The sequence below is a fragment of the Rheinheimera sediminis genome (assembly GCF_004005375.1).
In the GTDB taxonomy this organism is placed as follows: domain Bacteria; phylum Pseudomonadota; class Gammaproteobacteria; order Enterobacterales; family Alteromonadaceae; genus Pararheinheimera.
Genome location: NZ_RZUF01000020.1, coordinates 76057 through 102965, shown reverse-complemented (window position 1 = coordinate 102965; position 26909 = coordinate 76057). Strand labels below are relative to the sequence as shown.

23 protein-coding genes are annotated in these 26909 nt (G+C 46.9%); 9 read left to right on the top strand and 14 right to left on the bottom strand.

Annotated features, from left to right (window positions below):
• Positions 1 to 112: 112 nt before the first annotated feature.
• Entirely contained in the window at positions 113 to 1003 is an 891-nt protein-coding gene (locus EMM73_RS14680; protein WP_127687549.1) for a tyrosine-type recombinase/integrase, read from the top strand.
• Positions 1000 to 2112: an IS91 family transposase gene (locus tag EMM73_RS14675; protein WP_127687547.1), complete on the top strand. Its 1113-nt coding sequence runs from the start codon at positions 1000 to 1002 to the stop codon at positions 2110 to 2112. The genes EMM73_RS14680 and EMM73_RS14675 overlap by 4 nt, the downstream gene beginning before the upstream one ends.
• Before the next feature lie 234 nt (positions 2113 to 2346).
• Here EMM73_RS14675 and EMM73_RS14670 read toward each other — a convergent pair whose 3' ends face one another.
• A complete protein-coding gene (locus EMM73_RS14670) occupies positions 2347 to 2664 on the bottom strand; it encodes a hypothetical protein (RefSeq protein WP_127687545.1) in 318 nt (105 codons plus the stop codon).
• Positions 2665 to 2745: 81 nt separating this feature from the next.
• Positions 2746 to 3060 (bottom strand): hypothetical protein, encoded by a 315-nt coding sequence (locus EMM73_RS14665; protein WP_127687543.1) that lies wholly within the window; start codon positions 3058 to 3060, stop codon positions 2746 to 2748.
• 694 nt (positions 3061 to 3754) lie between these two features.
• On the opposite strand from EMM73_RS14665, the gene EMM73_RS14660 reads away from it, so the two are divergent.
• From EMM73_RS14660 to EMM73_RS14645, 4 genes are all read left to right on the top strand, one after another.
• The gene (locus EMM73_RS14660) at positions 3755 to 4777 is read left to right on the top strand and encodes an alpha/beta hydrolase (protein ID WP_127687541.1); all 1023 of its coding nucleotides are present in this window, start codon (positions 3755 to 3757) and stop codon (positions 4775 to 4777) included.
• 263 nt (positions 4778 to 5040) lie between these two features.
• The gene (locus tag EMM73_RS14655) at positions 5041 to 5748 is read left to right on the top strand and encodes a 3-keto-disaccharide hydrolase (protein WP_127687539.1); all 708 of its coding nucleotides are present in this window, start codon (positions 5041 to 5043) and stop codon (positions 5746 to 5748) included.
• The gene (locus EMM73_RS14650) at positions 5748 to 7427 is read left to right on the top strand and encodes a GMC family oxidoreductase (protein WP_127687537.1); all 1680 of its coding nucleotides are present in this window, start codon (positions 5748 to 5750) and stop codon (positions 7425 to 7427) included. The genes EMM73_RS14655 and EMM73_RS14650 overlap by 1 nt, the downstream gene beginning before the upstream one ends.
• Complete coding sequence (locus tag EMM73_RS14645) at positions 7427 to 8221, top strand: gluconate 2-dehydrogenase subunit 3 family protein (RefSeq protein WP_222422673.1); 795 nt, start codon at positions 7427 to 7429, stop codon at positions 8219 to 8221. Before EMM73_RS14650 ends, EMM73_RS14645 begins: the two co-directional genes overlap by 1 nt.
• 174 nt (positions 8222 to 8395) lie before the next feature.
• Here EMM73_RS14645 and blaOXA read toward each other — a convergent pair whose 3' ends face one another.
• From blaOXA to EMM73_RS20475, 7 genes are all read right to left on the bottom strand, one after another.
• Positions 8396 to 9169: a class D beta-lactamase gene (blaOXA, locus tag EMM73_RS14640; RefSeq protein ID WP_127687555.1), complete on the bottom strand. Its 774-nt coding sequence runs from the start codon at positions 9167 to 9169 to the stop codon at positions 8396 to 8398.
• A gap of 72 nt (positions 9170 to 9241) precedes the next feature.
• The gene (locus EMM73_RS14635; protein WP_127687535.1) at positions 9242 to 9808 is read right to left on the bottom strand and encodes a DUF4256 domain-containing protein; all 567 of its coding nucleotides are present in this window, start codon (positions 9806 to 9808) and stop codon (positions 9242 to 9244) included.
• 1 nt (position 9809) lies between these two features.
• Positions 9810 to 10256: a hypothetical protein gene (locus EMM73_RS14630; RefSeq protein ID WP_127687533.1), complete on the bottom strand. Its 447-nt coding sequence runs from the start codon at positions 10254 to 10256 to the stop codon at positions 9810 to 9812.
• Between the two features lie 80 nt (positions 10257 to 10336).
• Complete coding sequence (locus tag EMM73_RS14625) at positions 10337 to 10573, bottom strand: hypothetical protein (protein ID WP_127687531.1); 237 nt, start codon at positions 10571 to 10573, stop codon at positions 10337 to 10339.
• 160 nt (positions 10574 to 10733) lie between these two features.
• Complete coding sequence (katG, locus tag EMM73_RS14620; protein WP_127687528.1) at positions 10734 to 12938, bottom strand: catalase/peroxidase HPI; 2205 nt, start codon at positions 12936 to 12938, stop codon at positions 10734 to 10736.
• A 1189-nt stretch (positions 12939 to 14127) separates the two neighbouring features.
• A complete protein-coding gene (locus EMM73_RS20085) occupies positions 14128 to 14277 on the bottom strand; it encodes a hypothetical protein (RefSeq protein ID WP_186435240.1) in 150 nt (49 codons plus the stop codon).
• Positions 14278 to 14634: 357 nt separating this feature from the next.
• Positions 14635 to 14997, bottom strand: coding sequence for a YebG family protein (locus EMM73_RS20475; protein ID WP_127687524.1), 363 nt, complete (start codon positions 14995 to 14997; stop codon positions 14635 to 14637).
• A gap of 171 nt (positions 14998 to 15168) precedes the next feature.
• Between EMM73_RS20475 and EMM73_RS14605 the strand changes: the two genes are divergently transcribed.
• A complete protein-coding gene (locus EMM73_RS14605; protein ID WP_127687522.1) occupies positions 15169 to 16440 on the top strand; it encodes an anti-phage deoxyguanosine triphosphatase in 1272 nt (423 codons plus the stop codon).
• A 158-nt stretch (positions 16441 to 16598) separates the two neighbouring features.
• Positions 16599 to 17633 (top strand): patatin-like phospholipase family protein, encoded by a 1035-nt coding sequence (locus EMM73_RS14600; protein ID WP_127687520.1) that lies wholly within the window; start codon positions 16599 to 16601, stop codon positions 17631 to 17633.
• Positions 17634 to 17794: 161 nt separating this feature from the next.
• On the opposite strand, the gene EMM73_RS14595 is transcribed toward EMM73_RS14600, so the two are convergent.
• Positions 17795 to 18739: a ParB/Srx family N-terminal domain-containing protein gene (locus EMM73_RS14595; protein ID WP_127687518.1), complete on the bottom strand. Its 945-nt coding sequence runs from the start codon at positions 18737 to 18739 to the stop codon at positions 17795 to 17797.
• Between the two features lie 173 nt (positions 18740 to 18912).
• On the opposite strand from EMM73_RS14595, the gene EMM73_RS14590 reads away from it, so the two are divergent.
• Positions 18913 to 21693, top strand: a complete 2781-nt coding sequence (locus EMM73_RS14590; protein ID WP_127687516.1) for a TonB-dependent receptor — start codon at positions 18913 to 18915, stop codon at positions 21691 to 21693.
• An 8-nt stretch (positions 21694 to 21701) separates the two neighbouring features.
• Here EMM73_RS14590 and EMM73_RS14585 read toward each other — a convergent pair whose 3' ends face one another.
• From EMM73_RS14585 to acnD, 4 genes are all read right to left on the bottom strand, one after another.
• Positions 21702 to 22217 carry a GNAT family N-acetyltransferase gene (locus EMM73_RS14585; protein WP_127687514.1) on the bottom strand — a complete coding sequence of 172 codons (516 nt, stop codon included), beginning with the start codon at positions 22215 to 22217 and terminating at the stop codon, positions 21702 to 21704.
• Between the two features lie 87 nt (positions 22218 to 22304).
• Entirely contained in the window at positions 22305 to 22709 is a 405-nt protein-coding gene (locus EMM73_RS14580) for a hypothetical protein (RefSeq protein WP_127687512.1), read from the bottom strand.
• A gap of 370 nt (positions 22710 to 23079) precedes the next feature.
• Positions 23080 to 24273 carry a 2-methylaconitate cis-trans isomerase PrpF gene (gene prpF / locus EMM73_RS14575; RefSeq protein ID WP_127687510.1) on the bottom strand — a complete coding sequence of 398 codons (1194 nt, stop codon included), beginning with the start codon at positions 24271 to 24273 and terminating at the stop codon, positions 23080 to 23082.
• A gap of 16 nt (positions 24274 to 24289) precedes the next feature.
• Positions 24290 to 26878 (bottom strand): Fe/S-dependent 2-methylisocitrate dehydratase AcnD, encoded by a 2589-nt coding sequence (acnD, locus tag EMM73_RS14570; protein ID WP_127687508.1) that lies wholly within the window; start codon positions 26876 to 26878, stop codon positions 24290 to 24292.
• Positions 26879 to 26909: the final 31 nt, after the last annotated feature.

Here is a 26909-nt window from a genome sequence, read left to right as displayed (position 1 = left end):
TTGTTGAACGAAGCCGCTTTGCGGCAGAAATAAGAGCACACCACATTATCTCCCAGCCTAAATACTTACCGGATGCAACCTGATTGGGGGTTGCTTACACCGGAGTATGATCATGAACCTGCACGAACAACAACGCTTCGATTACCTGTATCAACAACATCTTACCAACTTAACCTTGCAAGGCAAGCGGCCCGCCACTATTGATGGCTATAGCCGCGCTATACGACGTATCACGGCCTATTTTGACCGCTGCCCTGATACGCTTTCTACCGCTGATTTAAAGCGCTACTTTGCCGATTTGATTGCCTCCCACTCCTGGAGCACGGTCAAGCTCGACCGCAACGGCTTGCAGTTTTTCTATACCCATGTGCTCAATAAATCCTGGGAGTGGCTCAGTATTGTCAAACCACCGCAAGTCAACCGGCTGCCTGATATTCTCACCCCCGACGAAGTCGCCAGACTCATCAGTCAGACCCAACAACTGCGGTATCAGGTGTGCTTTCTCACCTTGTACAGTATGGGATTGCGTCTGGGAGAAGCGCTTTCGCTGCAGGCCGGAGATGTTGATGCCGCATTAATGCAGGTGCATATCCGCGATGCTAAAGGGGGGAAAGACCGGTTGGTGCCACTGCCTGAGCGTACTCTGCTGGCACTGCGGTATTACTGGCGAACCCACCGTCATCCGCAGTTGCTGTTTCCCGGTAAAGAGAACCAGCCCGATGCATGTATGGACAGAGGCGGTGTACAAAAAACCATGAAGCTGGTGCTTGCCCAGTGCAACATTCATAAAACCATCAGCCCACACAGCCTGCGACACAGCTATGCCACCCACTTGCTGGAGCAAGGTCTTGATTTACGCTCAGTCCAGACTCTGCTTGGTCATCACAGTCTCAACACCACCGCACGCTACACCCGGCTCACCGCTATCACCCGTAAAAACACGGCTGAGGCCATCAATCAACTGACCAATGGCCTGGCGCTGCACTGGGAGTGTGGGGTATGAGTTTCTTTATTGATATTCTGCGTCAGTACAAGGATGCCTTTGTGCACCACTACGCTTCGCGCATCACGCCTGATATCCACCAGGCGATACAGGCCATGCTCAGTTGTCGAACTGAGACTGCACGTGTCAGTCGCTGGGGATGCCAGAACTGCACTCATTCTGCTGAATTCCCGCTCTCCTGTGGCCACCGCAGTTGTCCGCAATGCCAGCACAGCACCACCAGCGATTGGCTCATCCGCCAGCAAGCTAAGTTGCTACCCGTTCATTATTTTATGGTGACCTTTACCTTGCCATTTGAATTAAGGACGATGGCCCAGGCTCACCCTGAGCCGGTGTATCAGGCCATGTTTGACGTAGCCGCTTCTGTACTTAAAGACTTTGCCACCCGTTCACCGAAACTCAGTGGTGACATCGGTTTTACCGGTGTGCTGCACACCCACAGCCGACGGCGGGATTATCATCCCCATCTTCATTTTATTATTCCAGCCGGCAGCTACCACACCGGTAAACACCAATGGCGTACATGCAAAAGCCATTACCTGTTTAATGCCTTTCATCTGGCGAAGGTATGGCGGGCACGATTACTGGAGTCGCTAAACGCTACACCCGGACTGACACTACCCAAGCAGTTGCCGCAGAAATGGGTGGTCGATTGCCAGCATGTCGGTAAAGGTGCGCCAGCGCTGCAGTACTTGTCCCGGTACCTGTATCGTGGTGTATTGCCGGACAGCAGTATCATTCGTCATGTCGACGGGCAGGTCAGCTTTGAGTATCAGGACAGTCAGACGCATACCAAACACATCCGCACCTTGCCTGCTCTCGAATTTCTGTGGCTGGTGTTGCAGCATGTATTGCCCAAAGGGTTTAGGCGGGTCAGAGATTACGGAGTACTGCGCGGCCATTGCCGTCCTCTGCTCAGGCGCATTCAACTGATGCTTGCTGTGGCAGGAGCCGTGTTCCCGCCGCTCTGTGAACTAAAGCGCACTTCAGCCATGCGTTATTGCCCCTGCTGTCAGCAGCCGATGCGTTTTATGGGAATAAGCACCCCTCACCGAACGACCATGGTTCAGCACCACAGTGTGCTAAACAGAGCAGGCGCTATGTTGTGAGCCTGGATACATCAACCTAAAACGAGATGGTAACGAACTGAAATACATAGAATAAATTTAGTAGCGTTGAAGCTAAGGGATCACTACATCTGCTAAAAAGTCGGCTCGTTTTTTTGAACGCAGCGACCTCAAATTTTCCATCCGCTATTTACATAATAATGTGGCACAGTCAGGCACCGGGCTTGTTCAACACTTGGGATAAGGTCGCGGCTGCGCGCGGCCTATCCTTATTTGTTATGAGCCACGCGTACCACTACTGTTGAATATAAAGGCTATAGACGCCGCACCAGCAGCGGGAGAGCCAATATAACTACCAACATTACAACCAGAGACGAATATTTTATTACCTGAAATATTACCTAACTCTTCTCCAATGATATTTAAAACATAACCATCATTTACTTTTACGATCATTAAGCCTTCATTATCATGCACAAACTCTTCGTCATACTCTCCGAGCCTTTCCTGTACCGGAGAGGACCATGCCACACCATGCCTGAATCTTCCTACCAATTCGCCCTTTAGATTGTATATTGAATTTTGCTCAGACATTTTTAGTACTCATAACGCCGTGCGCATGCGCGCGAACTTGTGAGCGTCGCAGGGGCCGCAGGCCGCGAATGACGCACTTTGTTAGGACAACACACCGATCTGCTCGCAAGTAATATGGTTTATTCCATCGGAATCACTGAGTACATACTCAATTAGCAATTCACGCCCATTATCAGCTTTGACGATATGCTCAACTATGCCATTTATCCCGATATTCGTAGGATCCATCAAACGAATCTTAAAATTGCCTATATTCCTTGGATTTAGTCTGCTGGCCTCGACAGTTTCTAAAGCAGCGTTGAAATCTGCGCTTATGGCGACAACAAGGTTGCGCCCCAAAGCCACTGCGTAACCAAATCTGTCAGCAAACTCTTCAAACTCACCTTGATGTAGCATTATCCGAGCACTCTCCAGGAGCTCTCCGATTTTGTTATTAGTCAGTTGAATCGCTGATATCTCCATAATGCCCTAACATTTGTATATCGTGCCAGCAAGCTTTGCCTGGTTCTACCAGATAACCGACCAGCTTTAAACTATTGATAAAACGCATAAACTCCAAACAACTACCGCGCAATCCTTTCAAAAGCGTGTTGGCACAGTATTACTTTTTCCTTGGCTGTTATTTTTAAACTGGACCACTTTAAGTTACTAAATTAGTGTGTTTTTCTTTCTTCAGCAACAAATAAATGTGCCTGTTTCATTGGTCAAAGCGTCCCTGTTTTATGGTTAAAGAAAATAACACTCTGTATTCGTCTATATGTGCAGCGAAAATCGGCCATTGGCACGCCACCAACATTAAGATTCACGTTTTCTAAGATAGAGATGCGGGTCGGGCAAGCCCGACCCCTACAGTATTTCTTTATTTCAGTTAGCGTCATTGGCGACCTTCAATATTTCATAGGTCAGGCCCCCAGCCCCATCAGGCGAAGCCCTTTCACAATTTATTTATCCGCTTAACGTTTTTTCGCACCAAAGCCTGTTGTGCCGAATTGCCTTGGTATCAGCTACAAATTCATGTTTCTATAAAAGCATCGGCTAACAGACCAAAGCTTGGCGATGCAAATCGCCGGCAACATAATCAGGAGTTTTTATGCGCAAGGGGCAAGTTGCTGTTTTTTATCTCGTCTTTTTTATCGCTTCACTTTTTAGCCAGCAGGTGTTGGCGCTCAATGAGGTGAAATTACATAAAGATATTGAGTGGGCTAAGGTGAAGGGTTTTTCGCTGACAACTGATATCTACAGCCCGCAAAAAGCGGCTACGCCTTTGCCTGTACTGGTGATTTTTCATGGTGGCGGTTGGCTGGTGAATAACAAAAGCATCATGAACGATATGGCCTTGTATATGGCAAGCCACGCTGATCTTGTAGTGGTGAATATGAACTACAGGCTGCTTGGCGATAATAACAACAGCACCACCATCAACGAGATAGTGGAAGATGCGTTGGGTGCGGTGCTTTGGGTGAAAGATCATATTCAAAACTACGGCGGCGACCCGGCTAAAATTGCGGTGACTGGTGACAGTGCTGGCGGTCATTTGGCGTCCATGGTGATGTTGGCAGGCCGCTCTTTGGATGCAACAGGTTTTACACCACAAAGCCAGAAGTTCACTCCAAGTTATCTGCCAAAAGCTAAAACGGCCGAGCAAGTCGCAGCAGCTGATGGTGCTAAAGTGCAGGCTGTGATTTTAAGTTACACCGCCTTTGATTTACTCGAAAGCGCAAAAGGCGGCTTTGAAACCGCGCAAAATCCGTTCTGGAAATGGGGTAACGCCAGCCCACGTGGCTTGTTTGGCGCAGGCATCAGCTACGAGAGCCATGCAGAGTATTACAAAGCTGTGTCACCTCTGTATCTGTTGCCAGAAGCGGGTTACAAACTGCCGCCTCAGTTGGTACTGGTCGGCAGTGAAGATGGCCTGACCACACCTGAAGTCGCAACTGGTTATGTCAACTTACTCAAAACGGCAGGACAGCAGGTGGAGCTCAAAATTTATCAAGGCAAAGGCCACGGCTTTCTTGATAGCGGTTGTAACGACTACACCAAGGGCTGCTTTAAAGACTTAGCCACACCCACTCTGGATGACATGATTAAGTTTTTAAATACAGTATTTCAATAAATACCGCAGCAAAAAATATCGTGCCTAACTCGTGGGCTGCAGTAACGCACTGCGGCCGCTCTTTTACCTGCGTCCCGCCATTTCAGGTTCGTTTCTGTACTTATTTCAGCGCTGGCAAAAGCGGTTGTAACTCAAAAATAAAAACAGAGCTTGCTTTCTGTGGCCGATACTTGCTTTTATAGAGCAACAATGAAACCGATTACAGCAAACTGAATCAAAAAATAATGCCAGCAGAGCATTGAACAGACGACAGGAGTGACAACTTGACTTTATCTATAAAAAATAAAGCCTTAGCAGCATTTATTGCTATTTCGGCTCTTAGCCTACCCTTATTCGCCGCCGACAATCAACTGACAGCCCAGGAAAAAACAGAAGGCTGGCAGTTGTTATTTGATGGTACTGATATGTCGCAATGGCGCAGTTTTAAACAGCCCACAGTAAACGAGAAGTGGAAAATTGAAGATGCTTCTATCACGCTGACAGCTGGCGGTGGGGGTGACTTGATCAGTAAAAAAAGTTACAAAAACTTTGAGCTGGCACTCGACTGGAAAATTGCAGAAGTGGGTAACAGCGGTATTCTTATTCTGGCTGACGAAAAAGGTAAATACATCTACTCACACGCGCCGGAAATTCAAATTCTGGATAACGAGCGCCACCCGGATAATAAACTCGACACTCATCTCTCCGGCTCCTTGTACGACATGATTGCCTCCCCTGTGGCTTCGCATAAAAAAGCCGGTGAGTGGAACACTACTAAAATTCGTCTGGAACACTCGGCCTTAACTGTCTGGCAAAACGACGTACAAACAGCAAAAGTGACCATAGGCAGCGATGAATGGAACAGCCTGGTTGCGAACAGCAAGTTTGCCAGCTGGCCTGGTTTTGCCAAAGCCAAAGCAGGCCATATAGGTTTGCAGGATCATGGCGATAAGGTCTGGTTCAAAAATATTAAAATTAAAGAGCTGAACTGATGAACAATTTTGACTTTGAAGTGCTGGTGGTTGGGTCCGGCGCTGGTGGTTCCATGGCGGCTTATGAGCTGACAAAAGCAGGACATAAAGTGCTAATGCTCGAAGCTGGGCGGGATTACGACCCAAAAACTGAAACCCCTATGTTTAAACGTAACGGTGAAGCGCCCTTGATGGGCGCGGGCAACAAAGATAAAGACTTCGGTTTTTACGACGCCACAGTAGACGGTGGCTGGCAAGTGCCAGACGAGCCTTATACAGCAGCAGAAAACTCTGAGTTTTTATGGTGGCGTGCCCGTATGTTAGGTGGCCGCACCAATCACTGGGGTCGCTATTCGTTGCGCTTTAGTGAACATGATTTTAAAGGCAAAAGCCGTGATGGTTTAGGGGCAGACTGGCCTTTTGACTATGAAGATATCGCACCCTGGTACGATAAAACCGAAGCTTTAGTCGGCGTTTGTGGTACCAATACAGGCCTTGACGATATGCCGCCTTCATCCGATGGCATATTACAACCGCCGCCTAAGCCACGTATTACTGAGCTTTTAATAGCAGCAGCGGCCAACAAACTCGGTATTCCACTAGCTCCTATGCATCGCGCCGTATTAACCCGGCCTTTGGATAACAGAGCCGCTTGTTTTTATGCCACTCCTTGTGGTCATGGCTGCTCTATTGGTGCCGCCTTTCAAACCACCACTTCGCTTATTCCTATGGCCAAAGCTACAGGCAATTTGCAGGTGATCACAGATGCGATGGTGAAATCTGTCGATACTGACGAAAATGGCAAAGTGACAGGTGTCAGTTATGTCGATAAAAAAACTGCTACTGTGTACCAACTCAAAGCCAAAGTGGTGATATTGGCGGCGAGCGCCTGCGAATCCGCCCGTTTGTTGTTAAATTCCAAATCAACACGTTTTCCAAATGGTCTGGCCAATTCCTCAGGTCAGGTCGGCAAAAACCTGATGGATTCCACTGGTGCTAATATCGGCGCTATGGTGCCGGCCCTGCAAGGTCGGCCGATTTATAACGAAGATGGTCATACCGCCAATCATTTATTTATTCCATGGTGGGGCCATAAAGCGCAGGAACGCAAAGAGCTGGATTTCCCGCGCGGTTATCACTTTGAAATTGGCGCTCGCTTTAACGAGCCAGGCGCCGGTTTGGCTGGTAACGTTCAAGGTTATGGCCTCGAGTTAAAACGTCAGGTGAAACACAACTACGGGGCTTATGTAGGTTTTGCGTTGCGGGGTGAAATGGTACCTAACGAGCATTGTTATATGGACATAGACCCGGAAGTGAAAGACAAATGGGGCATTCCTGTTGCACGTTTTCACTGGAAATGGTCAGAACATGAACTGAAACAAGTAGAACATGGCCTGAAAACCGCTCAGGCTATTTTTGCCGAGATGGGGGTTACCTTGAGTGAATTGCCAACTCCAGAGCAAGCTATTTTAAAAGGTGGCGAAATTATTCATGAAGTGGGCACCACCCGTATGGGCGCATCGCCAAAAGACTCAGTCACTAACCAATGGGGTCAAAGTTGGGACTGCCCTAACCTCTTTGTGATGGATGGCGGCGTCTTTGCATCTAACCCTCATAAAAACTGTACTCTGACCATTATGACGCTGGCCATGCGTAACTCATCCTGGCTTTCAGCTCAGTTAAAACAAGGAGCGATCTGATGGCCAAGGAGCAAAACAACACAGTGGATCAGCACCAGATGCAGTACAAATCCGGCATAACAAGACGCGATTCGTTAAAACTGATGATGGCCTTAGCAGCCAGCGCTTTGTTACCTGCAGCTTTAACAGGCTGCGACAGTGCGCCAGTCAGTAAAACGGATGTGGGAGCAGGCGTAGCAAAAGCCAGCACAGAACATTGGCCTGATCTGAAATTATCTCCAATCACTGCAACAGGCTATGGCAAAGATCCAAACTTAATTCTGCCGCCTGAATCGCCCTGGCCTTTAACTTTAACTCAGGCGCAACTGAGCTTAGTGGCTGTACTGTCGGATATTCTGGTACCGCGGGAAGGCAGTGTGCCCAGCGCTTCTGAAGTGCATGTGCCAGCTGTGGTGGATGAATGGGTCAGCGCCCCTTACGAGCGTCAGCAACAAGATAGAGTGACTATTTTGTCGGCTCTGGCCTGGATAGACGATGAAGCTCAGATGCGTTTTGACAAAACCTTTGTTGCTCTGGATAAAACCCAGAAAAAAGCCATTATGGACGATATTGCTTATGACAGAGCCGAAACTCCGGCCCAGTTTAAGCGCATAGCCACAGCCTTCAGCCGCTTTCGCTCTCTAGTTCTGGCAGCGTTTTTCTGCACACCTGAGGGGACAAAAGATATAGGCTATGTCGGCAATGTGCCTATAGGCGGCGATTATCCTGGACCAACAAAAGAAGCATACGAGCACTTAGAAAAGGTATTGGCGGATTTAGGTTTAACTGAATACGCTTATCCAATTCAGGCTTAAAAAACCAGATTGTTCCGTAATTATCGTAGGGGCGACCTTTATGGTCGCCCGCAACGGTATCGAAATGCGATATTAGACGGGCGGATACAAGACCCGCCCCTACAGTTTTAGCCGTTCTAACTGGCCTATAGGGCGGATCAGGTTCTTGTAATTCCACTGAGCATAAGATCTGCGCTAATTCACTTTCATTGGAGCTGGCAAAGCACCGATAGACTGCAGTACGTCCCGCACTATGGCTTCTCTTTTATAAAGATCAGCCATTCGATCCGGCGTGTCTATATTCAGCGCAAAAAACACCGGCCCTGTTGGCCATTCAACATAGCCCACCCACCAGCCAAAACGTCCTTCCCAGCCGGTTTTTGCCCTTAAGATCCAGTCTTTACCTGCTTCGTTCACCAGCATATCTTTCACTAACAACTGATGTTCTTTAGCAAAAGGCAATTGATTCAGATAAAGTTTTTGTAAAAACGCTATTTGTTCTTCTGCAGAAATAGCCAGCTTGCCATCTACCCAGTAGGAGCCTTTGTCTGTTGAAGGGTCGGCATTGCCATAAGCTATTTTTTGCAGATACTCACCTGCGCGCTTTTCCCCAATTTGTTTGGCGAATATCTCATAGACCCAAAGCGCTGAAGTTCGCATCGCTGAGCGTAAGTTCTGATCCTGATTATGGCCAGCAAAACTACGTTCCACTCCGTCCCAACGAAATAGCTGAAATTCATCTTTTAAAGCGCCGGCATCCAGCGCCATTAAGCTATGAGGAATTTTAAACGTAGAAGCCGGAGACATGCGCTGTTTGGCGCGCTCTGGATTAAATACCAGCAGTTTGGCAGGTTTTGCCCGCTCATCCGAAATCACCAAGGTACCTTTGGCATTGAATTTGGTGAAGGTCGCTTGCCAGTCAGCAGTTTTTGCTGACTCTGCTGCATTGCAAAGTTGGGCGCACGCCATTAAAACAAGAGTAGAAATAATTTTCAGAACAGACACTGTAATTCCTCAAGCACTTCAGCATTGAACACAAAGTTAAACACGTAACGAGCCACGAAAACCTCTAACGCCATAATAGGACTGAGCGCCGTTGTGGTAGATAAATACGCGGCCATATCGGTAGTCACCAAAAATAGCGCCATCCAAAGCACGAATTTCAGTTGGTGTTGCTAACCAACTGGAGGTTTTGCTGTCGAAGGGGCCAAACTGTTGTAAATAGCGGTATTCTTCTTCGGTCAGTAGCTGAACGCCCATAGCAGCAGCCATATCCAGCACGCTATTGGCTGGTTTATGTTCTTTTCTGGAATCTAAAGCTTCGCGGTCGTAACATAAGCTTCTGCGCCCTTTCGGGCTTTCGGCAGCGCAATCAAAAAAGATAAAGTCGCCGCTTTGTGCATCAAGCCCTACTACATCAGGTTCGCCGCCTGTCGCTTCCATTTGGGCAAGGGATTTGACTTTATCCGGATTAGCCTCAAGCCTCGCCTGAACCTTGGCCCAATCAAGCCCGGCATGACGGTTCATGTGTTTTTCAAAGCGTGTTTTTAGCAGCTGGATTAACTCAGAGTGATAAAAATCATCCGAATCATCTGACTCTGTTGTCATTTTACAAACCCAGTACAGTTTCTAGTTTTTTCGTATCAATATGTTTATGCAAACCCGCAAGAGCCTGGGCAACATTGGGATCAGCAAATAACTCTTTACCTGCAACCTGGCCAAATGCATTAAAGCCCTGCTCTACCGCCGCTGCACCTTCGTACTGAATGGCTTTTTTTGCTGGTGTCACGCAGGTTTCTGTCATCAGACGGACAAACATTTCAGCTGCGGCTTTATTCACAGTGTCACGCTGCGCTTCAGTGACATTCGACATGGACGCTACATCGGGGTGCAACGCCATCGAAGTAAACATCCATCTCACCAGCAACGTTTTATCATTTTCTGTTGAGGACTCCACCAAACAACGAGATAAGTCGTCGGAATAAACTCCAGCCTGAGAACTGACTGAAAAGCCAAGCAAAACCACTGATATCCATTTTTTCAAATTAATCTGCATTTGATTCTCCATTGTAATAAGTTCTGTTTGCCACTATGGCTATGCGCTTCTAATGCCTCAACTAATTCCGCTTCCCTAAACTATTGCTTATGCAAAGTAAAAATCGTAATACCCTGAGTTGCTGCAGCTTTTGTGGACAAAATTTTATAGTAGCCAAGCGATATGCCGTCTTGTTCAAAGGCATAACTTAAGGTGTGTGGTTTTGTCACAAAAACACGGTCCGATACGGTTTGTGACAGTCCAATATCAATTAATTCTTCATACATACGAAAGTACTCTGGTTGAACGGCTACAGCGTCAATCACTAAAAAGTCCATCTCTTATCCTGTGTTAATCCATTGTTGTATTCACTCCAAACTAAGTGGAAAAGCATTCCAGTTCAACCCCTTTTTCTAAAAGCCGCTGTTCAAAAAAGTAAAAAGGCAGCGGTTAAAAAACAGCTGCCTTTGTTTCAGATCCGACTGAAAATGCGGACTTTTAGGTTAAATCAAAGCGGTCAGCGTTCATTACTTTGTTCCAGGCGGCAACAAAGTCACGGACAAACTTCTGCTTGTTATCATGCTGAGCATAGACTTCAGCCAAAGCACGCAACTGAGAGTTAGAACCAAACACCAGATCAACCCGGGTTGCAGTCCATTTTGCAGCGCCAGTTTTGCGATCTTTGCCTTCAAACAACTCAGCTTCCGGCGACAGCGGAGTCCAGACTGTATTCATATCCAGCAGATTAACAAAAAAGTCGGTGCTTAAGGTATCTGCTTGTTTAGTAAATACACCGTGTTGAGTGTTATCCGCATTGGTATTTAACACTCGAAGGCCACCGATCAGAGCTGTCATTTGCGGCGCAGTTAAGGTTAACAGCTGAGCTTTATCCAGCAATAACTCTTCGGCTTTTACAGAGAATCTGTTTTTTTGATAGTTACGGAAACCATCAGCTGCAGGCTCCATCACAGCAAAAGACTCAGTATCTGTTTGCTCTTGTGTCGCATCAGTGCGGCCCGGAGCAAAAGGTACCTCTATAGCTACACCGGCATTTTTAGCGGCTTGTTCTATAGCTGCTGCACCTGCAAGTACAATCAAATCTGCCAGTGACACCTTACGGCTTTCTGACTGGTTATTAAAAGAAGTCTGAACTTGCTCAAGCACAGCCAACACTTTGCTTAATTGCGCAGGTTGATTTACCGCCCAGTCCTTTTGTGGGGCTAAACGAATACGGCCACCATTTGCGCCACCCCGTTTATCTGAACCACGGAAGGTTGAGGCGCTAGCCCAAGCCACTGACACCAGTTCTGAAATAGACAAACCTGAAGAGAGAATTTTGCTTTTCAGAGCTGCTATATCTGCTGAGTTCACCAACTCGTGGGTCACTGCAGGCACAGGATCTTGCCAAATTAATTCTTCAGACGGTACTTCAGGACCTAAATAACGTGCCAAAGGCCCCATATCGCGGTGAGTTAACTTAAACCATGCACGGGCGAACGCATCAGCAAATTCTTGCGGATTCTGATGAAAACGACGTGAAATCGCTTCGTATGCCGGGTCCATTTTCAGCGCGAGATCAGCAGTCGTCATCATAGGAGCATGACGTATGGCTGGATCATGAGCATCAGGCACAGCTGTTGCGGCAGACTCATCTGTTGGGATCCATTGATGAGCACCAGCCGGACTTTTCACCAGTTTCCAGTCATAACCAAATAAGGTATCAAAGTAGCTGTTATCCCACTGGGTTGGTGTTGGAGTCCATGCACCTTCGATACCGCTGGTAATGGTGTGCACACCTTTACCAGTACCAAAAGCGTTTTTCCAGCCCAGACCCATTTCTTCTAATGGTGCTGCTTCCGGTTCGGCTCCCACTAAAGAGGCATCACCAGCGCCATGGCATTTACCAAAAGTATGACCACCAGCCACTAAAGCTACTGTTTCTTCATCATTCATCGCCATACGGGCAAAAGTTTCACGAATATCACGGCCTGAAGCCACTGGATCCGGGTTGCCATTCGGGCCTTCAGGATTGACATAAATAAGCCCCATTTGCACCGCGGCTAAAGGGTTTTCCAATTCACGATCACCCTGATAACGTTTGTCGCCCAGCCATTCGGTTTCCACACCCCAGTAAATATCTTCTTCCGGAGCCCAGATATCTTCACGGCCACCGGCAAAACCAAAGGTTTTAAAGCCCATAGATTCCAGTGCACAGTTACCAGCCAAAATCATTAAATCGGCCCATGACAACTGATTACCGTACTTTTGTTTGATTGGCCATAACAAGCGGCGGGCTTTATCCAGGTTACCGTTATCCGGCCAGCTGTTTAAAGGTGCAAAACGTTGTGAACCAGAAGATGCGCCGCCCCGGCCATCTGATGTGCGGTAAGTACCGGCGCTGTGCCAGGCCATACGAATAAACAACGGACCATAATGACCATAGTCGGCAGGCCACCAGTCTTGTGAGTCGGTCATCAGCGCATATAAATCTTGCTTCACAGCGGCCAGATCGAGCTTTTTAAAGGCTTGTGCGTAATTAAACGGCTGATCCATTGGGTCAGATAAGGAAGAATGTTGATGTAAAATACTTAAATTCAGTTGGTTCGGCCACCAGTCGCGGTTAGAAGTACCGCCAGTTGCTGACTTGGTTAAAGCACCGTGCATCACAGGACATTTACCTGCGCTGTTTTCGTTGTTTCCCATCTTTTTCTCCACTTGTTGCTGTTATAAATGGAATAAATCCATCAAAAGGCGATAACTCTGCAACTGGAACCTGCACATCCACGCGGGTTATCGATAACGACCAGATTGTTTTGATCCAAAACACCGGACCAGACTAGTACTGAAAATGAGTGACATCAGTTGAACTCAGCCACTCTTAAGCTTTATGCCTGACATCAGTTTACCTGTCCCAGACCTGAGGCATAATGAAAAAATTCAATGTCTTCAATCACATTTTTAGATGTGACAATTTATGGGCACAAAACAGAGACCTGATAAAAATAGCCTAAGAGTTACAGATGACAACTAAATGAAAGCGGAAATGGCAGGCAGATCGTTCATAAAACAAGCCAGTAGCATGTTTTTGTGCAGGCAAAAAAACATCAGGAATGTTTTTCACTCACATCGTCCATGATGTTCGCCTTCGGCAGCTAAAGCTGTGCAAAACGGCTATCCTGCCGTTTTGTTAACATTGGAGCGACGATGGACCGCGAGCGCCATGGATGGCAGCGAATACAAAAATATCGGGAATATTTTTGAACGGCGCTGTTTGCCGGCCCGTAGGGTGAGCGCCATGGATGGCTGCGAATACAAAAATATCGGCAATATTTTTGGAACGGCGTNGCAAAACGGCTATCCTGCCGTTTTGTTAACATTGGAGCGACGATGGACCGCGAGCGCCATGGATGGCAGCGAATACAAAAATATCGGGAATATTTTTGAACGGCGTTGTTTGCCGGCCCGTAGGGTGAGCGCCATGGATGGCTGCGAATACAAAAATATCGGCAATATTTTTGAACGGCGTTGTTTGCCGGCCCGCAGGGTGAGCGCCATGGATGGCAGCGAATACAAAAATATCGGCAATATTTTTGAACGGCGTTGTTTGCCGGCCCGTAGGGTGAGCGCCATGGATGGCTGCGAATACAAAAATATCGGCAATATTTTTGAACGGCGTTGTTTGCCGGCCCGCAGGGTGAGCGCCATGGATGGCAGCGAATACAAAAATATCGGCAATATTTTTGAACGGCGTTGTTTGCCGGCCCTTTAGGGTGAGCGCCATGGATGGCAGCGAATAAAAAAAACGCGCTTAGCAGCAATCTAAGCGCGTTAAAGGGGTTACGTTTTTTACAACCACAAGCTCAGCAAAACCTGTGGCAAGTCTTCAGCACCATTATTTGGTGTATACAGCACCACTCAAACTTAAAGCGCGGCCAATCTGAGTTAAAAACTGATTGATGCGACGCACCAGCAGCAGAGAGGATACGCTGCGCTCTGTCGTGCTAACGTTCGATTTTTCTACTGTGGTATTGATACTGTTCATAGCCAACCTCGTTAAGTTTGAGAAAGTGTTTTTCTGAAAACAGGGTCATTATGCTGCAAATTCAATCAAATAACGAGCGAGATAAATTAGGTTTTTACATTAGATTTTTTAATGCTAATTAGTTTAATTTCGTTACCTTTATTCAGCTAGCTTTCATAGTTACTATTCATGGCAACAAATCAAACTCGTTAAAAATGGCGAAAAACCGACTAATTATGCACAACGCTTGATTTAACCCCAATAAAAAAGGCATAACCAGTTTATAGTTATGCCCTTTTCAAACTGCTTTACAAATTAGCTGATCTAATAAAAAATAAAGGTACAGCTGAGTAAAGACGTCAAAGATCTGCTGATAAATTAAGCAGCCATATCAGCTGCAACTTCCGTCACCTCTTCAAGCACAACGGCGGCTTCGCTGTTTTGTGCAGCACCTTGCTCTTTTGTCTTGTCTTTTACTTGCTCTTTGTCAGTCACCTGAGCTTTATTGTGTTTGGTTTTCTGATTTAAGGTTTGGATCACCAGCTCTTTTTGCTGAGCTAAATACAGCGCCAGATCTTCGCGTTGTTGCTCATCAGGGATCAATTCACTTTGACCCAACATTAAAAACAGTTCGTCAGCAATATCCAGCATCCGGTCATAGGCGTCTGCTTCAGGCTTTGAACTAAAGGTCATTTTTTCTACTCCAGCGCGCTCGACAATATATTTAATAATAACGGCCATACATCCTCCTGCTTTTGATACTGAATATTTATACAGCAACAACTGTTTATTTGTCCAGTGGTTTTTGCGAAAAATACGCATCGCCTCTTTTCTACTTTTGCCGTAGCATAAAGTGATGATTTAACCTCGCATCAGGTTAAGAATTTCAGGCTAGTGTCAGAAGGATTTTGTATGCAGCATCTGTGGGCTGAACGCCGTCTTGCCGAACAGAGTCAAAGACCAAACGATCACCGAACGCCATGGCAAAGAGACAGGGCCAGAATTCTGCACTCGGCCGCTTTTCGCCGTCTGCAGGCCAAAACGCAGATTATGGGCATAGGCCAGAATGACTTCTACCGAACCCGCCTGACCCACTCTTTAGAAGCTGCACAAATAGGCACGGCCTTAGTAGCCCAACTCAGTTATCAACAGGACGACCCGGCACTACAAGCTTTGTTAGCACAAGACAGCTTGATGGAAGCCTTGTGTCTGGCGCACGATTTAGGCCATCCGCCTTTTGGTCATGGTGGAGAAAAAGCTCTCAATGCCTGTATGCAGCACTTTGGCGGTTTTGAAGGCAACGGTCAGACCTTGCGAATTGTCGGAAAACTGGAACCCTACACTGCCAGTGGTGGCATGAATTTAAGCCGCCGTACTTTATTGGGTTTATTAAAGTATCCAATAGTACAGCCTGCGCTCGGTCAATTTGAACAGGGGCTCACCGTCAAACCCTGCAAAGCTATTTATGCCGCCGACAGTGATTTACTCGACTGGATCTTAAACCCTTTATCAGCAGCAGATCGCAGCGCTTTTCAAGCTACTGAAACTCTGACTAAAGCGCCTTTTTTAAAGTCTGTGTATAAATCGCTGGACGCTTCCATTATGGAGCTGGCTGACGATATCGCCTACGGTGTACACGACCTGGAAGATGCAATAGTCACAGGAACTGTCACCATTGAACACTGGCGTGGTTTAGCTGAACCAGAAATGGCGAAGTTGCCCACAGAGATAGCCAGCGCTTTAAAGCATATCAGCCAAAAATTATTTATACCCGAACATCATATTCGTAAAGATGCCATTGGTGCGCTAGTGAATTTATTGATCACCAGCATTGAGTTGTATCAGCCGCTACCAGACAGTCAAGACCCATTAATCCGCTACAATGCCAGGCTGCCGGAGCCACAACAGCAATTGCTGCAACTGTTAAAAAGTTTTGTCTATGAAGCCGTGATTTTGTCGCCCGATGTGCAACGAGGTGAATACAAAGGTCAGCAAATTGTGCGTTCGTTGTTTGAAGCTTTCAGTTCAGAAGCAGAACGTTTATTACCGGCTAATACAAAAAACCGCTGGCTTATGGCGGATAGCGAACAGAGCAAAATGCGGGTCATTTGCGATTATGTCTCAGGCATGACAGATGAATATGCACTGCGTATGCACCAGCAATTATTTACTGCATATTTGTAAGTTTTATTTTATATAGTTCTATACCCAAAGTAATTGGAGTTGCAGGGAGGCGACAAGAGCGTTAGACCCCAGGAGCATAGTTAACCTATGTGGCTGGGGCTTGAGCTCGCAGTCAACAAAGATGCGGCTTCAAGTACCAAGGGGATATGTGAGGGACAGTGTCGACATTAAGAGTTCTGGCGGGAGCCTCGGCCTTCGCGCATTTGCAACAATATGGTCTGCGCCAGCAGGATATAAATTTGGTACTTGGAGCCAGCGGTGGCCCCAAATGGTTTTGTTTATTTGGTTTGGATCAATATCTGTTTGGTGAGTTTTTTAAGGACAGAAACACGCCTTTATCTTTGGTAGGCAGCTCAGCTGGTGCCTGGCGTTTTGCTTGTGTCACGCAGCAAAACCCTGCAGCGGCCTCTGAACGTTTTGCCAAAGCGTACAGCAGTTTGTGTTTTCCGCCTAAAGCCAGTATTGACCAAATTACCTCGACGTCAGCAGCTGTGTTGGACCAAGTATTTCCTACCGATGACTGCATTCTGCAAGTGCTGAACAACCCTGTGCTGCAACTGAATTTTATAGCAGCCCGTGAAGTGAAAGTGAGGACGTCTGAACGCAAAGCGGCACAACTTCGGCGTTTATTGTTAGCCGCCGGAGCGAATTTGCTTAAACCCACATTATTGCAACGCTTCTATCAAAGAGTGGTGATGCAAAACCACTCTGATCCCAGCTTGCTGCAACAAGTGCCTCACGAAGCTTATCCGCTGACGCCTGATAATTTTAAAGCCAGTTTATTGGCTTCAGGTTCTATTCCTATGGTGATGCACCCGGTGAAAGATCCAGCTGGTTTACCTGCAGGTTTGTATATGGACGGAGGCTTGCTGGATTACCACCTTTCCCTGCCTTATCAACAGGATGGATTAATTTTATATCCACACTTTTATCCGTACCTGATCCCCGGCTGGTTTGATAAATCCTTGCCGTGGCGCCGGGCTAAAGCGACGCAGATGGATAAGATGATCCTGCTCTGTCCATCAGAGTCCTGGGTAAAATCTCTGCCTTACGGCAAAATTCCGGATCGCAAAGATTTTGATAAGTTAACAGATGCACAGCGGCTGGATTATTGGGCAACAGTGCTGGAACGTTCAAAAGAGCTGGCTGACGATTTACGCAATGCTCGCTATAAAGTAGAACTGCTGAGTTAAGCCGCTTGTTATTTGATAAGCAACAGGACTCCCGCCTTGCAAGGCATGGTGATGGCGCCAGAGCAATATTCGGCTGGCTTATCTGTTGAACGCCTGACTAGATTAGCTTAATTTCAGCAAACAAACTCATCAAAGGTACAGGGGCGTTAAGCTACTAAACCTCAGCCACAAGACAAGGCCATCCCTCTCATTTGCAGTGATAAGCCAAGACGACCTGGCTTATCAGCTGCACATAATAGCTGATCCAGCCGCTGATAATCCGCTTTGCCTGTCCAGCCCAGCTCTGCTGCGGTAAAGCCATGACTGATGCTGGTTGTAGCCTTTAGACTAAGCAGATGGGCATGAATACGTTCCAGCCATTGCAGCAATGCTGCCGCAGACTTATAGCCGGTAAAAGCCAGTTCTGGTTGTTGACGTAAATAGTCGGCCCAGTAAAACTCGACAAAAGGCAAAGCAGGTTTTGGCTTTTTCCAGACGCCCCCTTGCAGAAAATAAGCAGCACCACGATAAGGATCGTTGTGTAATGCCGCTCTGCCCAGCTGCTGTGGCCATTGTTCTGCCGACAGTGCTTCGCCATTGGCATCTTTGGGCCAGGATAAACCTTGTGCCACTAACACAGCGAAGAAGTCGTGCCTATTACCTGACGTCTGATGCTGCGGTTGATTAAATACTTCAGTCACCAGCACCGAAACTTTCAGCTCTTTGCCAACATAATCGTAAAGAGCCGAAAACCCATGATGACCATCAGTCAGATACAGCTGATTATCTGGCCCCAGCACGACAGTATTCATCTCTGATTTTTTCTGTTTTTTGCCTTTTTCTTTACCAAGGCATTGATAAGAATCAGGCCGTAGCAAAGAAGACTCTGTACTGAATTCTACTTTTTTACCCCAACCACTCATTTCACAGAAATCTTCCAGCAACTTTTTGCTGTTAGTGCGGTAGCTGGCTAATTTGTAATTCACCTGATCATGAGAAATTACTGCCTGGGTAGGTCGTAAATCAGCCAAGCTGACTTCCAACACATCCCCGGCTTGAATGGGTGCAGCCTTTAATTGAAAAGCACAACACAGCACCAGCATAAATTTTACACAGTGACGTAACACAGCCTGTCCTTTTAATAATCAACAACATCAGTTTGCTTGGTCAAAAGCAGACACTACAAGAGTAGAGCTGTCTCTGTCATCAGAAAACGTTGATGTCACAAAAAATTGATGTCACGAAAACTTCATACAGGGCTGATAGTCTGCGCAACAATTAAAACACTCAGGGAATCAGCATGTTAAATAAAGGTTTCAAAAAGAATTCGATAAAAATGGCGATGTTCGGGCTGAGTTTGCCTTTGGCCGCCTATGTGCAGGCCGCTCAGACAGTGGAAGGTGTAGTACAAAAAGCTGGCTCTGGTGTAGTACTGGCAGGTGCAGCAGTAAAGGTAAAAGAAACAGGCCAGCAGGTATTTACCGATGCATCGGGTCGCTTTGTATTACGTAACCTGACTGCCGATCAGGTGACACTGGAAATTAATTATATTGGCTTGCCCCTTGTCACTCAGACAGTGCAGACGAGCAACAACCAAAACCTGACTATTCAACTGGATGATTTGGAGCGACTGACTGTTGTGGGTCAGCGTCAGGCACAAAATAAAGCACTGAACCTGTATCGTGCCTCTGACAGTATCACTAATTTTATTGCGTCAGACGATATGGGCCAATTTGTGGATCAGAACGTTGCTGAATCCTTGCAACGTTTGGCTGGTACTTCGATCAGTCGCGATCAGGGCGAAGGTCGTTTTGTCAGTATCCGTGGTATTGCCGCAGGCTTAAGCAACGTGACAGTGAACGGTATGCGTATTGGTACTCCTGAAGGCAGTTCACGTGCCGTGCCATTGGACGTTATTCCTACAGGTTCAATTGAAGGTATTTCTGTTACCAAAGCTCCTACCCCTGATATGGCTGGTGATGCCATTGGTGGTGCTGTAGATGTGAAATCAGCCTCTGCCTTTGATCGGGATGGCGCCCAGCTGCGTTACAGAGCTGAAGGTTCTTACAATGAACTCAGTGGTGACACCAGTCCAAAATTCAGCATCAATGCCAGCGATATATTCAGCTTAAGCGGTGACAAAAAAGACTTTGGTGTGTCTTTTGGTCTGAACTACTTAGACCGCAAGCTGGAATCCGACAACCAGGAAGCAGAATACGATAGGGTTGATTTTGGTGACGATGAAGCTTTTGCTTTGCTGGAACTGCAGCAACGTAAATATTTCGTCAACCGCGAACGTATCGGTAGCAATCTGAATCTGGAATACAGACCAGATAACAATAACAAGTATTTCCTTAATACAGTGTTCAGTCGTTTCAGCGATGCCGAAACCCGTCAACGTAGTATTTATGTGTTTGAAGACGGTACTTTAACGGACTTTGACGGCGAGCAGGCAACAGTGTCTGAACTGGCACCTGATGCAGTGCGTAAACGTATTCGCTACCGCACCAAAGAGCAGGACACCCTTGCAGTCAGCTTAGGTGGCGACCATATTCAGGACAGCTTTAACCTGGATTATTACGCAGGTCTTTCCATTACTAAAGAACGTGTATTAGACGAAAACGAAGGCCGTTTTGAATTTGATGGGGATGAGCTGGAAGCCACCTACACTATAGGCCGTGGTGTACCTCGTTTTACTATCTTACGTAATGGTGTGGCAGATACCACCCATCTGGACAATGCCAACTATGTGTTAGATCGAGCTGTCATTGAACCTATCAAGGTAGACGATAACGAATACAATCTGGGTGCAAATCTGGAAATGCCTTATTTTGCCGGCAACAGCAATTTCACCTTAAAAACTGGTGTGGATTTACGCTGGAAAAACAAAGACACAGATTCGGATATCACAGAACTCCGATCTGTACCTGACGCACTGCTGTCTGAATTTACCGGCCCTAGCCCGAAATATGGCTTAGGTAATCTGGGCCAGGGTGTCAGTTCTTCACGTTATATTCAGTTTTTTAATCAAAACAGAGCGGACTTCAAAGCTCGCCCACGGGATCAGGTGGCCAATCAACTGACAGAGCTGGGTGAAGACTTTGTGGCTGATGAAAATGTACAAGCTGCTTATATGATGGGCACCTACGACGGTGACAACTGGCGCTTGATTGCAGGAGCCAGGGTTGAACGCACAGATTACTCTGCCACAGGTAACCAGTTAGAACTGGATGAAGAAGGTGATCTGACTGTTTCTACACGCAGTGCGTCCTCAGATTACACCAATGTGTTGCCGGGCCTGCATTTCCATTACGAGCTGGCAGAAGATCTGATGTTACGCACTGCCTGGACCAATACCATAGCCAGACCAAGCTTTAACGACATTTCTCCACGCGCCTCTATTGATGTGGAAGAAAACGAAGTAAGTCTGGGTAATCCAGAGCTGGATCCATACGAAGCGATGAACTACGACCTGATGTTGGATTGGTATTATGGCGAAGGTAGCTTGTTATCTGCTGGTATCTTCTATAAAGACATCGACAATTTTATTGTTGAGCAAAGCCGCAACGACGTGCCTGAGTTTGCTGGTTTTGACGTCACCATGCCAATCAATGCGTTAAGTGCTTCGGTAAAAGGTCTGGAGTTTAACGTGCAGCATAGCTTCAGCAATGAAATGCTGCGAGGCTTTTTGATTGGCGCAAACATGACTTTATTAGACACAGAACTGGCAGTGCCAGACCGTGCTGGTGAGTCATTCAGCCTGCCTGAGTCGGCAGAAAAGGCCGGTAACCTGTTTCTGGGCTATGAAAACGATGTGTTCAGCGCCAGAGCCAGCTTGTCTTACCGTGATAAGTTCTTAAGTGAAGTGGGTGATAGTGCTATGTACGATATTTATGTCGCAGAGCATACTCAGGTCGATATCACAGCGTCTTACAAACTAAGCAAAAATCTTGAACTGGTGACGGAGTTGGTGAATCTGACGGATGAACCACTGGAACTTTATCAGGGCAATAAAAACTACAACTTCCAGTATGAAGAATACGGCATGACTGTAGCTTTTGGTGTTAAAGGTAAGTTCTGATGCAAAGGTCAGAGCTTTGGCTCTGACCTGAGTACTTTCGTCATATAACAGGCTATTTGCGGTAAATAGGTCTCGAGAATAGCCTGTTGTTCTTTGGTGATATTCATCTCTTTGACAAAACCTTGTTTAGCCCAGTAATCTTCAGCGCCCTGCACCGCCACCAAAGCCAGCACTTGTAACCCCATTTTTTCAGCTTCAGCAGTCGCGTGTTTTAATAGCTTAGGCGCTAACGACTGGCCACGAAAATCACTAGAAATCGCCATATCATGCAGATAGAGACAATTAGCGTTTTGGTACAAAGGAAAGGCTGCTGCTAAAGGTGTAATGCTGCCAAGTACAGAAGGATAAGCCAGCAGATAACCAGCCATTTGCTGCTCAACAAAATAACCCCAGCAAGTTTGAGAAAACGCAAGGATACGCTCAGCCATTACAGCCGCAGATTCAACGAGCTCTTCGCTGTAGCAATCTTGCTGTACCAACATCAGTCCTGGCACATCCAAAGCAGATAAAGTAAAAACAGACATAACAAAGTCTTCCAAAAACAAAGCCACTTGCTCAATCAGAGACAAGTGGCTTAACAAAACCCAAACTGAAAAGCTATTTTTAAACTTTTAGTTCAGGCTTTTTAACATAGCTTGATCTAACCCGTCGGCGGCTAATAATTTAACAATAGCTTTGCAGTGATCCAGCGTAAAATCGCCTTCACTAATTTGCTGATTTAAAGCTTCACGACGTTTTTGCACCACGTTAGACAAAATCTTGTTGTCAGCGTCAACACCTTTTAATTTTTGTTCTAACTTAGACAACCATGGATACAACTGTTTTTCGGCATCATATGCCTGCTGACGAACTTCCGGATGATAATCCTGACAAGCGTTAATATTTAATAAATAAAAATTCAGATAACCGGCAATGGTCAGATACTGGTAGTCCACTGTTTCAGCTTTCACGGCAGTAGACAGCGTTGCTGAACTTAAACATAAAGCGGCAAACAGACTGTAACCTAACTTCTTCATCTAAGACTCCCCAAAAAAAATCGTCAATTCACTCACCAATCTACAGAGAATAACCCACCTTTTCAACAGGGCAGGTTATATAACCTGAACTTGGGATAAGCCGCGCCACTGAACGAGCATCTTTTTACGCCTCTCTGCGTTGCTATGTCTAACCATAGCTAGCTATGGCATACGACAAAGCGCCTTGATATGCGCAAAAATCTGCGCATTCAGTCACTCACGAGATCTGTTTTTAAAAAACACTTCTACTTCTTTGATTTTATTTATTAAATCAACAAATGTCGACACTCGTTACCCCGAGTTCAGGTTACATATAAACCCTAAAGTAGGCATTCGGGTTCTGTCTTATGACTTTGATATTTAAGCCCAATCAGAAACTGCCTGCTGGCACACGAACCCAGCCTTCCATCAGAACCCTCGCACTTCTGCTCATGATGGCTTTGGTCACTCGCCACTCACCAGCGACTAAAGCAGCTTCAGCACCCACTCTTAAAGTACCGGATGGATGACCAAAACGCACGGCTTTACGTTTTACGCCACCAGCCGCCAGATTGACTAAAGTGCCAGGAATGGCGGCTGCAGTGCCAATGGCTACAGCAGCAGTGCCCATCATGGCATGGTGCAGTTTGCCCATAGACAAAGCCCGTACTACTAAATCAATATCGCCTGCAGCCACAGCTTTACCGCTGGAAGAAACATACTCTGTAGCCGGTGCAACAAAAGCCACCTTAGGCGTATGCTGCCGGGTTTTGGCGTCGTCTATATGCGACATCAAGCCCATTTTGACAGCGCCATAAGCACGGATAGTTTCAAACATAGCCAAAGCTTTTGTATCGCTGTTAATAGCGTCCTGCAGCTCAGTACCTGTGTAACCAATATCTTTGGCGTTGACAAAAATAGTCGGAATACCGGCATTGATCAGCGTGGCTTTAAAAGTACCAACCCCTGGCACCTCCAAATCATCCACTAAGTTGCCTGTCGGGAACATGGAACCACCGCCCTCGCCGTCTTCATCAGCGGCTGGGTCGATAAATTCCAGTTGCACTTCAGAAGCAGGGAAAGTCACACCATCCAGTTCAAAATCACCGCTTTCCTGCACTTCGCCATTGATCATCGGTACATAGGCAATAATGGTTTTGCCTATATTGGCCTGCCAAATCCGTACTGTGGCTTTGCCGTTGGCTGGAATACGGCCGGCATCGACTAAACCTGCGCTGATGGCAAAAGAGCCGACAGCTGCAGATAAATTGCCGCAGTTACCACTCCAATCAACAAAAGCTTTATCGATGGAGACCTGGCCAAACAAGTAGTCGACATCGTGATCGTCTTTGCGGCTTTTGGATAAAATCACAGTTTTGCTGGTACTGGACGTCGCGCCGCCCATGCCATCAATTTGTTTGCCATAAGGATCCGGGCTGCCAATCACACGCAGTAATAAAGCATCGCGGGCAGCGCCTGGGATTTGTGCTGCTTCTGGTAAATCCTGCAAACGGAAAAACACACCTTTGCTGGTACCACCACGGATATAAGTGGCGGGGATTTTTAGTTGCGGTAAATAACTCATTTTTTAGCCTCTGCTCTTAGACTTTCGCTTCAAGGAAGTCTTTGGCAAAACGCTGTAACACGCCACCGGCTTCATAAATTGACACTTCTTCGGCTGTATCTAAACGACAGGTCACAGGCACTTGCAGCACTTCGCCGTTTCTACGGGTGACCACTAAAGTCAACGTCGTGCGAGGTGTACGCTCACCTAAAACGTCATAACTTTCTGTGCCATCCAAAGCTAAAGTTTTACGGTTCACGCCTGCTTTAAACTCAAGCGGTAATACCCCCATGCCGACTAAGTTAGTGCGGTGAATACGCTCGAACCCTTCGGCGACTATAGCTTCAACGCCAGCTAAACGCACCCCTTTGGCCGCCCAGTCACGGGATGAGCCCTGACCATAATCAGCACCGGCAATAATGATTAAAGGTTGCTTACGTTCCATATAAGTTTCAATGGCTTCCCACATCCGGGTCACCACACCTTCTGGCTCAATACGGGTCAAGGATCCTTGTTTGATTTTGCCATCCACCACTGCCATTTCATTAATCAGCTTGGGGTTAGCAAAAGTAGCGCGCTGCGCTGTTAAATGGTCACCGCGGTGCGTGGCGTAGGAGTTAAAATCTTCTTCCGGCAGCCCCATTTTATACAGGTATTCACCGGCAGCGCTGTCCATCATTATGGCGTTGGATGGCGACAAATGGTCCGTGGTGATGTTATCCCCCAGTACCGCCAGTGCACGCATACCTTTCATAGTGCGCTCACCAGCCAGCGCGCCTTCCCAATAAGGAGGGCGGCGGATATAAGTGGTTTGTGGACGCCAGTCATACAGCGGGCTGATTCTTTCGCCGTAGTCGACAGAGAGTGCAAACATAGGCTCATAGACTTTACGGAACTGTTCAGGTTTGACGCTGCTTGCCACTACAGCATCAATTTCAGCATCGCTTGGCCAGATATCTTTTAAGCGGATTTCGTTGCCGTCTTGATCCAGCCCCAGCACGTCTTTTTCGATATCAAATCGAATAGTACCGGCTATAGCGTAAGCCACCACCAAAGCTGGAGATGCTAAAAACGCCTGCTTGGCATAAGGGTGAATACGGCCGTCAAAGTTACGGTTACCAGATAACACAGCTGTGGCGTATAAATCACGCTCTATCAGTTCTTGTTGGATAACCGGATCTAAAGCGCCGCTCATACCGTTACAAGTGGTACAGGCAAAAGCCACTATGCCAAAACCTAAACTTTCTAAATCCTCGAGTAAGTTGGCTTCTTTTAAATACAACTCGACGGTTTTAGAACCAGGTGCTAAGGAGCTTTTTACCCATGGCTTACGGCTTAAGCCTTTAGCTTTGGCGTTACGGGCCAATAAGCCTGCAGCTATGACGTTACGTGGGTTACTGGTGTTGGTACAGCTGGTAATAGCGGCAATAATCACAGCGCCATCCGGCATCAAACCAGGCTCGTTTTCTACCACACCACTAATGCCTTTAGCGGCTAAATCGCTGGTCGACACCCGGGCATGTGGATTGGAAGGACCGGCAATAGTGCGGCCGACACTGGATAAATCAAAACCTAATACACGCTCGTATTCAGCAGTTTTTAAACTGTCGGACCATAAACCTGCGGTTTTAGCGTAAGTTTCCACCAGCTTGACTTGCGCTGGCTCGCGGCCTGTCAGGGTTAAATAATCCAGAGTTTGCTGATCGATAGAGAACATAGCGGCTGTCGCACCATATTCTGGCGTCATATTAGAGATAGTAGCGCGGTCGCCTAAACTCAGGCTGCTGGCGCCTTCGCCAAAAAACTCCAGATAGGCAGAGACCACTTTTTCTTTGCGTAAAAATTCAGTCAAGGCCAAGACTATGTCGGTTGCCATAATGCCTGGTTGTGCTTTACCGGTCAGCTCCACGCCAATAATATCCGGCAAACGCATCCATGACGCACGGCCTAACATCACACTTTCTGCTTCTAAGCCACCTACCCCAATAGCAATAACACCCAAGGCATCCACATGAGGCGTATGGCTGTCGGTGCCGACCAAGGTATCAGGGAAAGCCACGCCATCAATAGCGTGAATAACTGGTGACATCCGCTCCAAATTGATCTGGTGCATAATGCCGTTGCCTGGTGGGATCACATCGACATTTTTAAAGGCTTTTTTGGTCCAGTTGATAAAGTGGAATCTGTCGTCGTTACGTCTGTCTTCAATAGCGCGGTTTTTCTCAAAAGCATCTTTTTCAAAACCAGCATGCTCTACCGCCAAAGAGTGATCAACAATCAGCTGAGTTGGCACTACAGGATTTACTTTGGCCGGATCGCCACCTTGTAGCGCAATAGCATCACGCAGGCCAGCTAAGTCGACTAAAGCGGTTTGACCTAAAATATCGTGGCACACCACACGGGCCGGAAACCATGGAAAATCCAGATCCTGCTTGCGGTAAATCAGCTGTTTTAATGAGTCAGTTAAAGTCGCCGGATCGCAGCGGCGCACTAAGTTTTCAGCATGAACACGGGAGGTATAAGGCAATTTGGCATAAGAACCAGGTTCAATGTCGTTGCATGCAGCTGCTGCATCAAAATAATCCAGGCTAGTGCCTGGTAAGTTTTTACGGTAATTAGAATTCATGGCGTGGCCACTCAGTTAAATTGTTTACGTT

What these genes read in the sequence shown, in the direction of transcription:
- EMM73_RS14680 (WP_127687549.1), top strand. Translation starts at nt 113, where the DNA reads ATGAACCTGCACGAACAACAACGCTTCGATTACCTGTATCAACAACAT.
- EMM73_RS14675 (WP_127687547.1), top strand. Translation starts at nt 1,000, where the DNA reads ATGAGTTTCTTTATTGATATTCTGCGTCAGTACAAGGATGCCTTTGTG.
- EMM73_RS14670 (WP_127687545.1), bottom strand. Translation starts at nt 2,664, where the DNA reads ATGTCTGAGCAAAATTCAATATACAATCTAAAGGGCGAATTGGTAGGA.
- EMM73_RS14665 (WP_127687543.1), bottom strand. Translation starts at nt 3,060, where the DNA reads ATGCTACATCAAGGTGAGTTTGAAGAGTTTGCTGACAGATTTGGTTAC.
- EMM73_RS14660 (WP_127687541.1), top strand. Translation starts at nt 3,755, where the DNA reads ATGCGCAAGGGGCAAGTTGCTGTTTTTTATCTCGTCTTTTTTATCGCT.
- EMM73_RS14650 (WP_127687537.1), top strand. Translation starts at nt 5,748, where the DNA reads ATGAACAATTTTGACTTTGAAGTGCTGGTGGTTGGGTCCGGCGCTGGT.
- EMM73_RS14645 (WP_222422673.1), top strand. Translation starts at nt 7,427, where the DNA reads ATGGCCAAGGAGCAAAACAACACAGTGGATCAGCACCAGATGCAGTAC.
- blaOXA (WP_127687555.1), bottom strand. Translation starts at nt 9,169, where the DNA reads ATGGCGTGCGCCCAACTTTGCAATGCAGCAGAGTCAGCAAAAACTGCT.
- EMM73_RS14635 (WP_127687535.1), bottom strand. Translation starts at nt 9,808, where the DNA reads ATGACAACAGAGTCAGATGATTCGGATGATTTTTATCACTCTGAGTTA.
- EMM73_RS14630 (WP_127687533.1), bottom strand. Translation starts at nt 10,256, where the DNA reads ATGCAGATTAATTTGAAAAAATGGATATCAGTGGTTTTGCTTGGCTTT.
- EMM73_RS14625 (WP_127687531.1), bottom strand. Translation starts at nt 10,573, where the DNA reads ATGGACTTTTTAGTGATTGACGCTGTAGCCGTTCAACCAGAGTACTTT.
- katG (WP_127687528.1), bottom strand. Translation starts at nt 12,938, where the DNA reads ATGGGAAACAACGAAAACAGCGCAGGTAAATGTCCTGTGATGCACGGT.
- EMM73_RS20085 (WP_186435240.1), bottom strand. Translation starts at nt 14,277, where the DNA reads ATGAACAGTATCAATACCACAGTAGAAAAATCGAACGTTAGCACGACA.
- EMM73_RS20475 (WP_127687524.1), bottom strand. Translation starts at nt 14,997, where the DNA reads ATGGCCGTTATTATTAAATATATTGTCGAGCGCGCTGGAGTAGAAAAA.
- EMM73_RS14605 (WP_127687522.1), top strand. Translation starts at nt 15,169, where the DNA reads ATGCAGCATCTGTGGGCTGAACGCCGTCTTGCCGAACAGAGTCAAAGA.
- EMM73_RS14590 (WP_127687516.1), top strand. Translation starts at nt 18,913, where the DNA reads ATGTTAAATAAAGGTTTCAAAAAGAATTCGATAAAAATGGCGATGTTC.
- EMM73_RS14585 (WP_127687514.1), bottom strand. Translation starts at nt 22,217, where the DNA reads ATGTCTGTTTTTACTTTATCTGCTTTGGATGTGCCAGGACTGATGTTG.
- EMM73_RS14580 (WP_127687512.1), bottom strand. Translation starts at nt 22,709, where the DNA reads ATGAAGAAGTTAGGTTACAGTCTGTTTGCCGCTTTATGTTTAAGTTCA.
- prpF (WP_127687510.1), bottom strand. Translation starts at nt 24,273, where the DNA reads ATGAGTTATTTACCGCAACTAAAAATCCCCGCCACTTATATCCGTGGT.
- acnD (WP_127687508.1), bottom strand. Translation starts at nt 26,878, where the DNA reads ATGAATTCTAATTACCGTAAAAACTTACCAGGCACTAGCCTGGATTAT.